11 protein-coding genes and 1 pseudogene are annotated in these 15,775 nt (G+C 44.8%); 2 read left to right on the plus strand and 10 right to left on the minus strand.

Translation table 11 applies throughout. From position 1 onward, the window contains the following. Positions 1–121 precede the first annotated feature (121 nt). The 8 genes from BM235_RS01470 to BM235_RS01505 all read right to left on the minus strand — a co-directional run bounded on the left by BM235_RS01470 (position 122) and on the right by BM235_RS01505 (position 12,617). Positions 122–2,734, minus strand: a complete 2,613-nt coding sequence (locus BM235_RS01470) for a DEAD/DEAH box helicase family protein (protein WP_090108761.1) — start codon at positions 2,732–2,734, stop codon at positions 122–124. Continuing rightward, positions 2,734–4,635 carry a DNA methyltransferase gene (locus tag BM235_RS01475; RefSeq protein WP_090108762.1) on the minus strand — a complete coding sequence of 634 codons (1,902 nt, stop codon included), beginning with the start codon at positions 4,633–4,635 and terminating at the stop codon, positions 2,734–2,736. Before BM235_RS01475 ends, BM235_RS01470 begins: the two co-directional genes overlap by 1 nt. After that, complete coding sequence (locus BM235_RS01480; protein WP_090108763.1) at positions 4,619–5,782, minus strand: DNA cytosine methyltransferase; 1,164 nt, start codon at positions 5,780–5,782, stop codon at positions 4,619–4,621. The genes BM235_RS01475 and BM235_RS01480 overlap by 17 nt, the downstream gene beginning before the upstream one ends. A gap of 5 nt (positions 5,783–5,787) precedes the next feature. Next, complete coding sequence (locus BM235_RS01485) at positions 5,788–8,682, minus strand: ATP-dependent DNA helicase (protein WP_090108764.1); 2,895 nt, start codon at positions 8,680–8,682, stop codon at positions 5,788–5,790. 234 nt (positions 8,683–8,916) lie between these two features. Further along, positions 8,917–10,791, minus strand: coding sequence for a DUF2075 domain-containing protein (locus tag BM235_RS01490; RefSeq protein ID WP_090108765.1), 1,875 nt, complete (start codon positions 10,789–10,791; stop codon positions 8,917–8,919). 11 nt (positions 10,792–10,802) lie between these two features. Further along, complete coding sequence (locus tag BM235_RS01495; protein ID WP_090108766.1) at positions 10,803–11,135, minus strand: nucleotide pyrophosphohydrolase; 333 nt, start codon at positions 11,133–11,135, stop codon at positions 10,803–10,805. 179 nt (positions 11,136–11,314) lie between these two features. After that, positions 11,315–12,088, minus strand: coding sequence for a hypothetical protein (locus BM235_RS01500; RefSeq protein ID WP_090108767.1), 774 nt, complete (start codon positions 12,086–12,088; stop codon positions 11,315–11,317). Beyond that, positions 12,069–12,617 (minus strand): RNA polymerase sigma factor, encoded by a 549-nt coding sequence (locus BM235_RS01505; protein WP_255374009.1) that lies wholly within the window; start codon positions 12,615–12,617, stop codon positions 12,069–12,071. Before BM235_RS01505 ends, BM235_RS01500 begins: the two co-directional genes overlap by 20 nt. Before the next feature lie 300 nt (positions 12,618–12,917). Between BM235_RS01505 and BM235_RS01510 the strand changes: the two genes are divergently transcribed. Continuing rightward, on the plus strand, positions 12,918–13,661 hold the full coding sequence (locus tag BM235_RS01510) for an MBL fold metallo-hydrolase (protein WP_255374010.1): 744 nt from the start codon (positions 12,918–12,920) through the stop codon (positions 13,659–13,661). A 158-nt stretch (positions 13,662–13,819) separates the two neighbouring features. On the opposite strand, the gene BM235_RS01515 is transcribed toward BM235_RS01510, so the two are convergent. After that, complete coding sequence (locus tag BM235_RS01515; protein WP_090108769.1) at positions 13,820–14,443, minus strand: immunity protein Imm33 domain-containing protein; 624 nt, start codon at positions 14,441–14,443, stop codon at positions 13,820–13,822. A 142-nt stretch (positions 14,444–14,585) separates the two neighbouring features. Then, the gene (locus tag BM235_RS01520) at positions 14,586–15,461 is read right to left on the minus strand and encodes a LysR family transcriptional regulator (RefSeq protein WP_090108770.1); all 876 of its coding nucleotides are present in this window, start codon (positions 15,459–15,461) and stop codon (positions 14,586–14,588) included. Positions 15,462–15,566: 105 nt separating this feature from the next. Here BM235_RS01520 and BM235_RS01525 point away from each other — a divergent pair. Further along, positions 15,567–15,719 (plus strand): annotated as a pseudogene (locus BM235_RS01525) (MBL fold metallo-hydrolase); the annotation flags it as partial. Between the last annotated feature and the right edge of the window lie 56 nt (positions 15,720–15,775).

Here is a 15,775-nt window from a genome sequence, read left to right on the forward strand (position 1 = left end):
TTTTGGAACACTTACATCCTTCACCATTAACTATCGTTCAATTTCTCTTTGAAAAATTTTTTTGTATAGTTTCAAGGCAGACGGTTCACAACCTGCCATAGTGCTGGAGATTCGGCTAATTTCAAGCACCTGTACTGTCTGACAATACACTCTCGAATGCCTTTGAGAATTCGGTCATCCTGTTCTGCTGGTTGTAAAATGGGAAGCCCCAAACGAAATACTTGTTGTCATCCGCGAAGGTCTTCTTAGGAATTCCCCGGTTTTCAATTTGCAATAGAAAGTCCTCCTTCCATTTGTCCTGAGCGATTAGGTGATTGCCTTTCGGTTCCACGAAAATCTGGTACTGCTCAAAGCCGGTTGCGTTTCGCTTGCACAGGAACATTAGGTAGTCCGGTTCAAAGCGCTCGCCCCCGTTAAACGAATACAAAACAAGCTGTCGTTCGTTTCGTACAAGATAGACTTTTTCATATTCTTTCTTCAGTTCTTCTACATAGGTAGAGAAATACGCTACGAATGCTTTTTCCTCAGTCGTACCAAAGTTGTCATTAAAAATAAACCAATCCATGTCTCGAAGGTTGACTTTCCATTCAGGGCGAATTGAGGGTGCATTCTGCGAAATACCCACGCCCTCGCCGTGTGGGTCAGTAATGTGAATCGTTTTATTGCGAAACACTTCGTTGATTTTCTTGTCCGTGAAGTCTGTAGTGCCCTCATATGTTTCCTTGATTGACGAAATTCCGCCCCCGATTTTCGTTAAAACGGACATACAGGCTAAAAAAAGCGTTTCCGGACTTGGTGTTTCGTTACGACTCTCAATGAGCATTTTCACACCGCCGAGGTAGGAAGCGTCAATAATAAACTCCCGCAACGATTTGAGGTTTGGAAAGTAGCTTCGCAAAACGTTGAATTTGAAAACATCTATACGACGCATCGCGCTATGGACTATTGAGTAGTTATACTCGGCAATCTTCCCGATTGTAGTCCTATGTGTGTGTGTTTTTACAGTTGTGTTCGTGTGGGCGTTCATCATCATTGTATCCATCGTCGTTTTGCCCGTGTCTACGGTGACGGTATATTCCTTGTCGCGCATAGACGGCAATAATTCTACGATGTCCCTACGGCTTTTAAGCTCGCGCCTGTTTAGGAATACGATTCCTGTTTTATAAATATCATCCTGTTTGAAGGAGTCTTTTAGCAAATAATGTATTTCCGTTTGGCTCTCAGGCATGATACCCGAGGCAATTAGAGCTTTGTTTAACTCGTCAATGTAACGACTGTCATATTGGCAATGGTAGTACAACTCCTCACAGACACGGAGAGGGTTGTCGATATCACTGTCATACTTTCGCTTGTATTTCTCGTCATCCTCATTAATAACATACGGGCAATACCTCGCTCCACGCCCAATAAGCTGTGCCTCAGCGATGGTCGCAGAGCCGGGCTTACCTTTGGAAGCGTCGCGGGTTTCGTAAAGGCGCACGATATCAAAGAGGTTCAGGACATCCCAACCCTCGTCCAACTTCTTGACCTCAAAAATTGCTCTGTACGGGTTATCTCGACTTTCGAGAGAATTAAGGATAATTTGATTCTCGATTGCTTCCTTGTCGTCATTTACAGAAATGCAGTGATCCGGACTAAATTCTTCCTTTAATTCCTGTGCAAGCTCAACAAAATCGATGTCTTTAGAGAAAAAGTAGTCTGTCATTCGCTTAACTTCGGCAAGCGGTGACGAAGTTACAATGCGCTCCAAGATGCTACCAGACAGCGTCCGCATCATTTCGTAAAATGTCTGTTCAAAGTCCTTGCTCTCGGCGATTGTTTTTGCTTTAAACAACACTACCGGTTTAATATAAATTCGATGGTCTTGAAAAACCTTCAAACGGTATTGGCTGAACATCAAAGCCTGCAAAGCTCGGTCGGTATAGCTAATATCGGCTCGGATTGCTCGAACCTGCTTTGAATATTTCTCCTCACGGAATTTACGGAGTGGGTAGTCAAAGATAATTTTGTTTTCATATTCCCTCAAAATATATGGATTCTGCAGATCGCAGGTTGCAGTGAATTCAAGCAGAATGTTATCTCGATTGGCGGAGAAAATGCGGTGAACCGTCGTTTCCCAGCTTTGCGTTGACGTTTCCTCATTTTTATCCACTTTGCCACGCCGTGTGTCCACATTGAGATGGTGTGCTTCATCGGCAATTAGCACTGTTTTACTGTCGGTGAAATCATCGAAGGACGGCGAGTTTTCTTTCGGGAACCACATATCCGAGTGAAGCCCCTGCGTAGTCGTGAAGCAGATGTTGATTGCATCCGGATTTGCGCCTTGGAAATTGCTTACCTCATTGACTTTGACAGTTTCGCCACCAATAACAATTTGCTCAGAAAACAGATACTTTGCCGAAGCAGCATTTAAAAAGTTGTCTTTTGTCTTCTTTACAATATTGTCGAGATTTACAAAAAAGAGGAAATTGCGATACCCGTGCCGGTAAAGGTACACAATCAGCCCCGCCATGATGAGCGTCTTGCCACTTCCAGTCGCCATGTGGAACAACACTTGCGTTGGATTGGGGCATTTGTCACTCTCATAAAACGTGATAAAGTTTCGGAAGGCATCAATCTGATAAGGGCGCAGCTCGAATGCTGAATTCAGATTGTCAGAGATAACATCTGGCAATTCCTTATAAGCAATCGGTGAAAAGTCGCGGATAGAGTCAATTTGCTGAAAAAGAAACATCACTCACACTCCATTCCGTAAAAGCTGCGCGTGAAAGCCTTGTCAACGTCGCTTATAGCGTATTCCTCATCGTCAAGATCGCAGAGATTCACGTAGAGCATATTTTTGTCGAGCAGTTCCAAGATGAAGCGTTTCTTGTCCTCAATGGACAACATCTCGAAATCGACAGCGGCTCCAGCAATCTCAGCGGGATTCACCTTGCTGCTGATGAAGCCTGTGGAAAGGACTCGCTCAAGCAAGGCAGCTAGGTCGATGTCGGTCTTTGCGACTAAGACCTCATCTATATAATTCTGGTTGCATTTGGCGAGTTCGCAGTAGACGATACTCACTTCGGGAGCAATTGACTTCATAATCGCCACATTTCTTGGTAAAGTGTCCGTTTCGATATAATCCATTTGTTCAACTAAGATAAATCGTCTATGCCCGCCATCTTTGTTTATCTCCATCACTGCATGACCAGTTGTTCCACTACCTCCGAAAAAGTCTAGGATAATTGCATCCTTGTCATTTTCGACAACAGCGTTTACGCAATCAATAACATTGTAAATGGATTTCGGATAGGTAAATTTCGTATTGGGTAAAATACTTTTTAATAGCTGTGTCCCATTTAAGCTTGCATCATATTTCCTGTCTGTCCAAACTGTCTTGTATGTCCCATAATCTTTTCCAATTTCAATACCAAGCCCATCTTTAGTTTCTTTAATGCGTAAAACATTTTTTATACTTTCAACGGTTTGCCTTGCATACCGCCATTTTCGCTCAATGCCATTATTGTCTATTGGATAAATATAAATTTGATTTCCATGTTTTTCATTCTGTTTCGGGTGCTCATCGTCTGCACAAACATCTCCAAAGCCTACAACTTCACCATTTTCAACTATTATCGGATAAAAGCAATTCCTTGCATCCGTCCGTAACGATTCTCCGCCTCTATCACGTAGTTGGCGCCAATCAATTTCCTCTTGTTCTATCTTTCTATTTCCTATGGATTTTTTGCCTTTAGGCGTGACAAAAATAGCATATTCATGTGTATATGAAAAATTCGTTCCAATAGCCCCACGAGCATTGTGAACAACAGTAATGCAGTCAACATCACTAGCAGGAAATGTTTCCTCAATCAAAATTTGCAGGCGGGGTTGCTCGTTTTTATCAATAGCGACAATAAGAACACCGTCTTTTTTGAGCAACCGTTTGGCAATTTCTAAACGGTTTTTCATAAATACCAACCATGTAGAACGGTTAAACGAGTTGTTGTATGCAAATGTATTTGCTTGACTAGTCGGATTGTACGGCGGGTCGATGTAGATACACTTAATCTTGCCTTCATACTGCTTTAACAGCGAGGCGATGGCAATGAGGTTATTCCCTTTGATAATGAGGTTGTCTTTGTCGTTGAACACCACGCCTTCCTCAATGCCGCTTACAGTATATCGCCGCGCCCCGACCAGCACCTTCGGGTAGAGCAGTCTGTCCACCTCGTCTGGCGCAAGGGTGGCGTTATAAAAAACTTCGTCGCGTTTCTGATCGTCTTTCGTCTGTCCACCCTCAAGGACACAGTCCTTATATGGAAACGAAAGTACCACGTCGTTTGACGCTGAAATAAGGTCACCGTGAGAGTCGGTCAAACCGATGCGATTCTTAAAGCGTGTGTAGCTATCAGGCAGAAATTGGCGGTTGTTGACCACCCAACCGAAACCAACCTTATCGAAAACTAAAATACCGTTTACCTCTGCAAAGAAACGTTTTCTAGTCTCGGCATTGGATAGGAGAAGTTCAATCAATCCTACGTCCATATTAAGGGCGGACTCGTAAACCTTGTTGCGCAGCAACGTACCGTCTTCCGTAAAATAACGTTCATCAGCCTTTAGGACTTCCAGCAGTATATCAACAAAGCTTGCCATTTTTCTCTTTGCTCCTTTTTGCCTTAATAGTTTTCATTGCCTGTTTCAGTACATCTCCACTAGCTCTTACGAGGTCTATCGGTACGGCGTTACCGATTTGTAAACCCGCTGCCGTTAGCGAATCGCAGAATATAAAGTCATCCGGAAACGTCTGCAAACGAGCTGCTTCACGGATGGAAATAGCTCTATCCTGTTCGTAGTGTCCATACCTGCCTTTCGAGTAGCAAAGGCATCCTCCCGTCATGGTTGGAGAGGGTTTATCGGCATCCATTACACCATAAACATCCTTATGCCCCACAAGTATGTTGCCGTCCGCATCCTTCTTTTTATGACAATCCAATACCAATTCGTCCGGCAAGCATGAGCGTGAACCGCCATTTTTACGTATTAACTGCATACGTTTAATGTTTTTCGGATCAAGATTCGCACACTTATGATTGTGTATTCTCCCGTCGTCGAGGTACCTTTCTCCAGCTTTAATTGCTGGCAAATCACCGATCGCCTCCCGTACAGTTTTCCATGGACGAAGTCCATCCTTGGCCTTGACATCGTGAGTAGGTTTAGGAAGGGTAAAAGTGAATCCACTCTCCTGCAATTCGATATGAATATCATTTCGCACGGCGTGAAGAACATACCGCTTACGTATCTGAGGAACACCGTAGTCAGCAGCATTTAAAGTCTCATCCTTTATAATATACCGTCCCTTTAGTCTCTCGAGAAATTCGTCAAGAATCACCTTGTTGCTCTCGGTCTTTATGCCCGGCACATTCTCCATTAAAATAAACGGAGGAAGCACCTCCTCTATGACCCTCAGAAACTCAAACAATAACTTCTTACGTTCCGCAATTGATTTGTTTTTGTTTTCGCGGTTTTTTCTTGAGAAGTTCTGGCAGGGCGGGCAACCCGCAAACAGGTAAATGTCTTCTTTTTTTAATCCTGCGGCTTTCAATATACTTTCACCGCTCAACTTGCAAATGTCATCATGCAACACATTGACCTTGCTGAGTGGCGGATAGCTTTGATAAGTTTCAACTGCACTGCGATCAATTTCAACAGCAGCTTTGACTTTGAATCCTGCTAACGTCAGCCCGCAGGACACGCCACCGCAGCCGGAAAATATGTCTATTGCTTCGAACTTATATCTCATACATCTTACTCCTCGGTTTCCATATCTAATGCGGCGATAGTCTTCAGTCCGCTCGGCGTGTTAATTTGCGGAGGGGTGTCCGTATTTTTGAAAGCCTGAAATTTTTGAGCACACATTACTTTGAAGTCGCAATTGCCGCAATTTTGCGGGCAAGCGCGCATGGGGAAATCGCTGTCAAGTATCCCTTTCACAGCCCATTCAATAACACCAATGGCACTATTCACAGACTGTTCGTCCACGGGTATAGCCGTTCTCCGATTGTCTTTCAACGTATGTATGTAGCCTGTTTCTACATTTTCACCAATTATCTCTTTTGCTGCATGAGAATACAACTGCACCTGAATAGACATATCCCGCCAGTCGTAATCAGCAACGTCCTCTGGTGTTTCCATAGACTTAAAGTCGATAACATCGGCAGTAATAATACCGCGATTGGGGTCTTCAAGCAAAAGCAAGTCGATTGCACCAGTTATCAATGCTTCCTTAGCAGAGATTTCAAACCGCACTTCGTCTTGTCGCAATCGACTAAAGTCTGCAGCATACTTTTTTGAATACTCCGTCATAATTCTTTGTGTAAGGGCTTTTGCACGTTCATATGAACCCGGACGGTTCACTGGATCATTACTTGGGAAAACATGTTTCAAGAGAAACGTGGACTCTACAATTTCAGCGACTTCTTCTGCCGTGGGAGCCGAATCCTTGAATCTCTGATGTAGACGTTCCAAGATAGTGTGGCTGGTTTTCCCGAATCCGAAGAGTTCAGGAACAGTTGCATTATAACCAAAAATAGTTGCGAGTTTGTACGAGTATGGGCAGGTCAAGTAGCTCTTCACAGAAGAATAATCCGTCGGAAATTCGTTCTCATCAAAACGCGCTTGCGGCTCGATTTTCTCTGCTAAGTCATCAAGAGTCTTGTCCTCACGCAATTTTGGATGGATATAATCCGCGATAAACGCTGAACGCTTACAAGGGCGTTTCAAATCAGGGTGGTGCGAACTTCCTGAAAGGTATAATGCCCGCTCGGCACGGGTAATAGCTGTATAAAAGAGGCGTGCTTCGTCCTCTAGTCGCGTTCCATATGCCCCACGTTCGATTGCCGCAAGCATCAAGGGTTCAGGGAGCTTGCCTCTATATGTAGCGTTTTTATGTGGAAATCGGCTAGCTATCAAGTCAACGACAAATACAACTGGATATTCTAGCCCTTTAACTTTGTGTATTGTGGATATGTCCACAGAGTTTTCTTTTACTATGTAGTCAATAGGCTCTAACTCGTAGCTGTATTTGGCAATATTGTCAATAAAATTGAGCATCTCAGCGTACCTGTATGAAGAGTCAATGCTGGTATAGGTCTTTTCGACGTCGAGAATGATTTTGCTGAATAAACCAAGGTCTCGCAGAGCGGTTTCATCTTCAAAATTCCGCACGTTAAAAACATCGATTAAGTCGTGCAGAAACTCCTGTGGATAGACCTTGCGACGGGCGGCAGAAGTTGATGCATGAATATTTTGATGCCACTTATTCAACACTGTGATAAATTTGTTCTCGTTAGCATGGGGAAACACCGGCAAGACAGTCGTAGCAAAAAAGTCCAGAGCTCCTTCACGTGGCAGACCCACTTCGCGTAACAGTTCCATAGCTTGCTGAACACAAACAGCATAAGGACGGTCGAAAATGCCGCCTTCTCCTGTTGTCTTATATGGAATCCCATGCCGTGTTAGCGCATCTGCAAATTGCTTGTCTCTGTTATCGCCATTGCTATTTTGGATGCTCCTTATCAAAATAGCAAAATCGCTGTAGGAGAGTCCCCGACACTTTTCTGTGCCGTCAGAGTTCATCCCTTCCACATACGTTGTGCCGATAAGGCTCTTGATGCGCTGGGCAACCCATTCGGCCTCATCTTCTCGGTCTTCAAACCAAAGCTTGCGTAAGTCCTGAATATTGCCATCGGAATATGACTTAATTTCTTTACTTAACCGCACGAGGCTTATCGTGCGTTGAACAAAATTGTTAGCACCGTCGACAATGGCTGCTGTACTTCTGAAATTGACCAACAACCTATGAACAGATACCTCAGAATAGCGTTTTCCGAAAGTCAAAATATTTTGGACATTCGCACCACGCCAGCCATAGATAGACTGGTCATCGTCGCCGACTACAAGTAACATATCTAGATGGCTCGCAAACGTCTTGATGAATTCTTCTTGTATAGGGTTGATGTCCTGGTACTCATCGACGAGAAGATGTTTGAATTTAGCAATATTTGAATTCGCCTTGGTTGTTATCTTCCTCAATTCACGTACACCCAATTTAATTGCAAAAGAAAAATCCATGTAGCCGTCGTGGTCAAGTATCTCACCTAGCTTTGTCAGACGATTGAACAATGTCGCGTCGTATTGTTCAATATCAGCCAATTCAATATTCTCGTTGTTCATTGTTTGCCAAGCGTCAGCTAGCGGAATAATGTTCTCTTTGAAATAACGTCCTTCTCCGTGTCTCATCCCGATTCTATGGAACCGCGACATCAAGAAGAGTATCAATCCATTTCTATCGAGGATATCGTATTGGCGATATTTTGCATTGATATCGCCGAGCAACTTCTGGCAGAAGGAGTCCAACGTTCCAATGAACATTAAGCCGATATAATTCTCGGACAATCCAAATTTACGCAATGCCTGGGCAACTCTGCGCTTTATAGATTCGGCAGCTTTTTCGGTGAATGTGAAGGCAACAATACTTTCGGGGGCTTCGCCTTTAGAAATCAAATATGCAATTTTATAAGCGAGCGTACGTGACTTTCCCGAACCAGCGCAAGCTAGACAGAGGATATGCCGTGACTCATCCACAACAGCCTCATATTGTTCTTCCGTTAAATTCGTTCGCAAAATATCTTCAGTGGTCATGATAACCTTCAACTCCACCCTTATAGTGATTTGTCATTGCTTCCTAAGAAATTAGATGCGGATAAACTAGTTTATTCTTCTGTTAGTTGATCAGCAGCATCTCCATGATATTGCTGGACCAGTTCACAGTGGAATTCATGCTTAGTTGTTTATCTTCATTAGTCAAAATAATGAACCCCTATAATAAACAAAGTAATGAAGTAAGGAGAGAAGATACCCGGGAACGCATAACATTTAGTTTTTTTGCATGAATATAATTCGCCGCCACTGTTGCTCCAAATACTTCTGAAGCTCTGAATTACAGCAATACAAATAACATCCCTTCATGCCGCGGGAAATCAAGACTTTGTATATATTCTTAATCAGTTTGGTTAGCTGCTGACTATCGTTTTTGAGCCCCCTTTTCCCCATCTTGTCTTTATAATTATCATAGTCCGCACAGATTTGCTTTGTGTCCAAATCATATCTAAGATCATTCCCAATGATTACACCAACATAATCAAATTCCAATCCTTGCGAGGTGTGCACGCACCCAATTTGTTCGACGCCTCGCTCATCAATTGCCCAGGTAGACAGCGCTCGCCCGTTCCATGGCATTTTGAACTGATGTTCTGGAATGTCGACGTCCTCGATCTCCCCGTTCGGATTGCCATCCTTCGCGTCTGTCCAGTTCCAGGCATAGCCGGCAAGCATCCGAGCTTTATAGCCCTCATCGACCTTCCGCTTAATGTGGTCATACACGGAATGCGGACTGTCCATGAGCACAAACTGAAAGGCATCTTGATCCCATCCATTGAAGTTTCCGGTCTCTCGGATCTGGAAGATATGATCGATCCAATTCAGGAAGCCCTCCGCTCCCGAGCAGCGGAATTGCGCCGACAGGGCATATTCAAAGACTTCGGAACCGTTTAATTCGGCGATCCTTTTAATCTCCTCGACGGTGCCGATGTCGTCGGGGCGAATGCGCTGAAAGTCGTCGATGAAGAACACATTGACCTTGGATGATTTAATGATGTCTTCAATCTGATTTACGCCTTGATACATATAGGCGCCCTTCCCCTTCAGCCGATGCGCTTCGTCCACGATCAAGACGTCAAAGAAGTTTGCTGGGGAATGGTAAAACTGACCGGAGCCGGAAAATAAGTTTCGAACTCTCACTTTATGCTTCGCTTGCCGATCGACCAAGGTTTCTACCATCGCAGACCGGAAGGAAGCATTGGGCGCTACAAATTTTACGTTTAATTTCTTCTTCAACAATCCACCTAGTGCATTCATTGAAATAACCGACTTGCCGGTACCAGGGCCACCTTTTACGATGACCGTCTTTTTCTTCGTAACATCCTTGGCCGCGCTGATGATGGATTCATAAGCAATCTTCTGCTCATCCAGCAGCGTGAACTCGGCACTGCCCTTGAACAGTCCGTCGATATGCTCAATAAGCTTCTTGGAAGGACGGATTTTCCCATTCTCGATTAAGTAGAGCAGATTAATGCCATTGCCTTTACCGGTATGCTTATGGATAAAGTCCTGGAGCTTCAGCGTATCTTCGGATCGGAATAACGGCGCTTTCTTAATGATCGGTTGGTACTGCTCGCTCTGAAGCGGATCCGGCTGAGGTGTCCTGTAATTGTGCAGATAGGCACAGGAATAGCTGCGGAGCTTATGCGAGTGAACGGCTTCGTTCATATCCTCCAAATGCTGCCGATAGGACCATGCCTGATAAGAGGGATGCGTCATTTCCCTCTCACGGCCTCCGACGCAAGCCAATACCACATCCTCGCGATCTGTAGCCTTGGCTGAGTCCCACTGCTTCAGTTCCACGATAATAAAGTTTTTGTTGCCAGCCTCGTCATGACCCGTCACGATAAAGTCTACGCGCTTGCTTGTCGCCGGAATGTTATATTCAATCAGGATGCCGCAGTCATCGGCAATATTAGAGTTACGAATCACGCGCTCCATAAATTGCATCGAGTTGTTCCAGGCCCGAATCTCCCCTTGGCTTGGCTGCATCCCCATTTTGCGCACGAAGGCCTCTTCAATCGTAACTGTGAGCAGATTGCTATCTACTTTTTCCCGAAATTCACGTGCGCTGCTGCTAAATATAATCAAGGTCCGCACCTCTATAAGTCAGTATATTTATCCTTCCGGCCATATGCCTTCTCGATCGGATACTTCTGCTCATTCTTGGCCAGCTTGTCCCGAATGACATCCTCCAGCCTGACGTCTAACGCGTCCGCCAGATAAATGGCATAGATCAGAACATCTGCGAGTTCATCTGCGATATGCTCTTTCTTCAAGTCCAGTGCTTCCTCGGACGTTTTCCACTGGAAGTTCTCTAGCAGTTCGGAGGCCTCTATGCTTAGAGAGATTGCCAGATCCTTAGGATTGTGGAACTGCTCCCACTTGCGATTTTTGCGAAATTCTAGGACCTCTCTAACGATCTCCTCATTCATGGGTCGTCCTCCTTACCTATACTTCAGATTATATAGTAGAATTTGGGTGATGTGGCCTATTTTCGTCGAATAGACACTAATGAATGCAAAAAAACCTCTCAATCGGCGATGCCGCTAGAGAGGATTCTCTATTTAATTTGCCCGCAACCTACTTTTCTAGCATTGATTTAAATTTAAAGCTACTCCCCATCAAGCTCAATTTGCTCCAATATCTCCATACAATCATCTACTGTCCCCTCATTGGTCATGACTGTGAAGAGATGCTTGTCCGTTATTAAGTGAGCAACTCTTCTTACTTCGCCGTCTACGTATATGACTGCATGTCCTTGGATCTCGGTTTGTTCCTTCTTTTCAGTACCGTAGGCATCGCTTGTTAAAAACCATTGAAGCGTCTCCTCTTCAGGAACCGGCTCAGCTGCCTGTACAAATAAAAACTCCACACCGTCTGATGTTCGATATGTGGTTCTGAGCGTAAATCCTCTCTCCGTATTCTCAGCCGATACAGCCGATCCTTCTAAATAAGAAGTTGAACCTTCTGAATCGTGTGATAGCTGAACAGACTTGGGTATGAAATTCTCGTCAGCAGGCACCTCGGATATATCAATCCGACCGATCGGCAGCGCACTGGAGATGTCCGTTGGTTCCGGCACGTTAGGCTTTTGATCCGGCAAGTCCTCCAAGCCTCCAGCTTGTGCTTGTCCGCCTTGTTTAACAGTCATGTCCGGTTGATGCGCGAACCCTCCTGATCGATGAATGACGAACAGAGCCGTCAATGCAACAAGCAATGAAGCCAAACTTACATATGCCAACCTGGAACGGATCGGCTTAGAAGCTGTAGCCTCAGCCTTTTGTGAACGCAATACGATTTTCTGTAGCAACCGATCATTAAACTTTTTTTGTTTAAAAATATCAACCTGTAAATCCCTATACCAGCTAGGATCTGAATGGCTCATACGCGTAATCCTCCCCTAATCGTACATTCATCTTTTTCCGTGCCGCAAAAAGTCTCGACCTGACCGCTCCCTCCGAAATATCGAGCAGAACAGCAATCTCTGAAATGGACAGCTGATATTTGCCGTGCAGGATCAGAATCTCTCTTGCTTTAACAGGCAGCTTCAGGACAGCAATCCATACTTCATTAGCCGCTTCGTTTTCAAGGTAAGTTTGTTCTGCTGATTGGCTGCTCTCCCTTAAGCTCACGTTCCCGACAAGAAAAACCTTACGGATAAAAGCAGACTTCCGATAGTTGTAGCTGATATTGCGCGTTATTTTGAGAAGCCATGTTTTAATCGACGACTCATTCCGGAAAGAAACGACATGCCGGAATACCTGCAGAAACACATCCTGTGTAATGTCATCCGCCATGCTGTGGTTTTTGACGATGGAATACGCATAGTTCCAAACCTCTTGACCGTATTCATTCATAAGCGCTTCAAATGTTACTGGATCCAAATTCGCCATCGTTCTAATGGAGCCTTCCATCAATTCTCACCACCTCGATATATAGACAATTCAAATTGTATTTTGTTTGCACAAAAACCAGCGGCCATCTTGGACTGAAAGTTAAAGTCCCCGACTGCGCTGTGCATCCATCTGCTCTTCACGTTATCGAAGCTGACTTTTGTCTTATAGACGCAGACGTCCGGCGTCGCGCTGCTCCGCTACACGCCCGTTCGTTAACAGACATCCCATTCATTATTATCATTCATGATTATCATCAATATAATAAATTAGACGTTATAAATGAGCGGCGGTATGCTAATAAAAAAGGAGATGACGAAGGTGAACGTAACTGCTGGCGTGGAAACGATTGAAATCAAAACGAATTTTAGAGGTAGGCCGGAAGTGTATCATCTTACTATCATTTGGGACAACGATGAAGCCGTCTTGGTGGACACGGGCGTTCCCAACCAATTGTCAGTGATCAAAGAGGCTATGATGAGGGCAGGCATTCCATTTGATACGCTTAATAAAATTATTATTACCCATCAAGATTTGGACCATATCGGAGGCTTGCCGGAGCTTCTGAACGATTTCCCTCAAAAAGTGGAAGTACTCGCTACGGAAGAGGAGAAGCCTTATATTCAGGGCGATCAAAAATTGCTTAAAATAACGCCCGAATTCGTGAGTCAAATCAGCGCTTTAATCCCTGTTGAAACACCGATTGAAAGACGTAAAGCGATCCTTCATGTGCTTGAAAACCCTCCAACAGCTAAAGTGGACCGAATCATAGCTGACGGAGATGAGATCCCCTTGTTAGGCGGAATCGTAGTCATCCATACCCCGGGTCACACACCTGGACATATCAGCCTGTACCTTAAACAAAGCAAGATCCTCATTGCAGGAGATGCTTTTATGATTGAAGAGGGTCGATTTGTTGATCCTGACAATTGCGTGGATCCGGATCTGGCTAAAAAGTCATTGAGAAGACTGTTACCCTATGATGTTCAAACCGTGATCTGTTATCATGGCGGCATAGCTAAGGATAACGTTAATCAGCGTATATTGGACTTAGCGAACAGTTAATAGATATTAGGGCTATATTGGGAAACTGTGTATCCGAAAAAGATCGCCCATTCCGCAAGGCCTTCTTGGCCAAGTGGAGGGCGATCTTCAATACGGCCGATCCGTTCTCAACTTGTATTATAAAACCCCTCAGCCGATATCTATCTAAACACTACGTATCACCCATTCCAATCCTTTACTTCGATCCACCGACTCTTCGCATTCTCTCTCTCGAAGGCCGTTCCGATCGCGCCTTTAAGCGGCATTAACAGGCTAGGATCCTTATCCAGTAGTGAATGTATGTTTACGAGACTAATGTTTGAAGCATGGCTGCTGTAGTCATCGCTCTCTGTGCCTTCGAACAGCCGCCAACCGCTGTCATCCTCACGGTCCGGCGTTTCGCGGTAGAGCCATCGAACGCAGTTGCCTTTTTCCAAGCACTTATTAGAGACGAGGGCCATTTTTTCGCCGATATCCAACCAACGCGGATCGTCTTTGGGGATTAGGATTCTGGCAATATGCTTAGGCTCGAACTCGATGATATCGCCAATTTGCAAGGAGCTAATGTATACGGGCTGATTGGTTAGAATCCCGATATACTTCTGACTCCATCGCTTCTTCTCGGTCACTTCCACCCACATTCTTTCCGCACGGGGACCATCCTCTGACGGATGTTCAAGCACGAAGTGCAATCTGACCCAGTCGCCCTTCTTTTGCTTTTTCCGCTCATTTTGACTGGGAATAAAAAACGTACTCGGATATCGTAGACTCGTTTGCTCTACATCCTCTAAGCTCCATTCCAAGTGAACCCCCCCTTTCAGCCGAGTCATTATAGCTTCATTTTATCATGGAAGCTTTCTCAAAATCCGCAAGTAAAGCAGATGCTATAATGGCTAAGGTAAAGGAAGTTAATGTTAAAAGAATAAACCTACAGATAAATCGGATTTAAGCGAAAGTGAGCTGCACATAATCCGAGAATCGCCTCACCGCCGGAGACAGATATTGGCCGCGTTTCTGTAGAAGACCTACTTCGCAGTAACTGCCCTCATCCTTGATGGGCAGCCAAGCCAAGCCCTCAAGCATCAGACCGTTGGTCTTGGGCAGCATCGATAGACCGAGCCCCGCCGCGACAAAGCCGGCTACTGTCGTCAAGTCTTCCGCTTCGTAAGCGGTGGCAGGCGTCATTCCGATCCGGTTGAAACAAGTATCGAGCGTTGCCTTCAGTCCGCAATTATGTTTGACCTCTATGTACGGTTCATCGGTCAACTCCCTCAAGCTGATCTCATCGCGCTGCGCGAAGCGATGCGTCGCGGGTACAACGACGTACAAGGGAACGGTTTTAATCGGTATCCAATCGTATGCGTCCGACTCCAGTCTAATGGATGAGATCATGAGGTCGCATTCACCGTTTTCCATCTGATTGCTGATGAACGAGTGGCTGCCTTGTATCAATTGAAATCGGATCTTCGGGTATTGCTGATGGAATCCACGAATGAGTTTAGGAACTAACTCGGCACCAAGTATATTAAGATAGGCGATACTGACGCAGCCCGTATCTGGATTCGTCCATTCTTCGAGTGCTCGTTTGCCCTTGTCAAGCTCTTGCAGGGCCCGTGTTACGGATTCGGCGAACATTGTCCCATATCGGCTTACGATAATATTTCGTCCGCTTCGTTCGAATAACGGCACGCCCAATTCATCTTCTAGTTTGGAGATCGAATGGCTCAATGCCGGTTGCGTAATCGATAATGCTTCCGATGCTTTCGTTACATGCCGAAGTCGAGCCACTGTAAGAAAATAGTTCAGTTGAGTTAGTTCCATCTATTTAAGCTCCATTCATTATAATTTTTCATGATTATCATCCATATAATAAATTAGGCGTTATCAATGATCAACGGTAAACTCATAAAAAAGGAGATGACTTGGGTGAATCAAATCATAGCTGACGGAGATGAAATCCCCGTGTTAGGCGGAGTCGTAGTCATCCATACCCGAGGTCACACACCTGGACATATCAGCCTGTATCTCAAACAAAGCAAGACCCTCATTGCAGGGGATGCGTTTATGATTGAAGAGGGATATGTCGACTAGCAATCAGAAAGCCCAGCGGCTGCTTGGATGGACGCCGCGTTCGG

The organism is Cohnella sp. OV330 (assembly GCF_900112065.1).
Taxonomy (GTDB): Bacteria; Bacillota; Bacilli; order Paenibacillales; family Paenibacillaceae; genus Cohnella.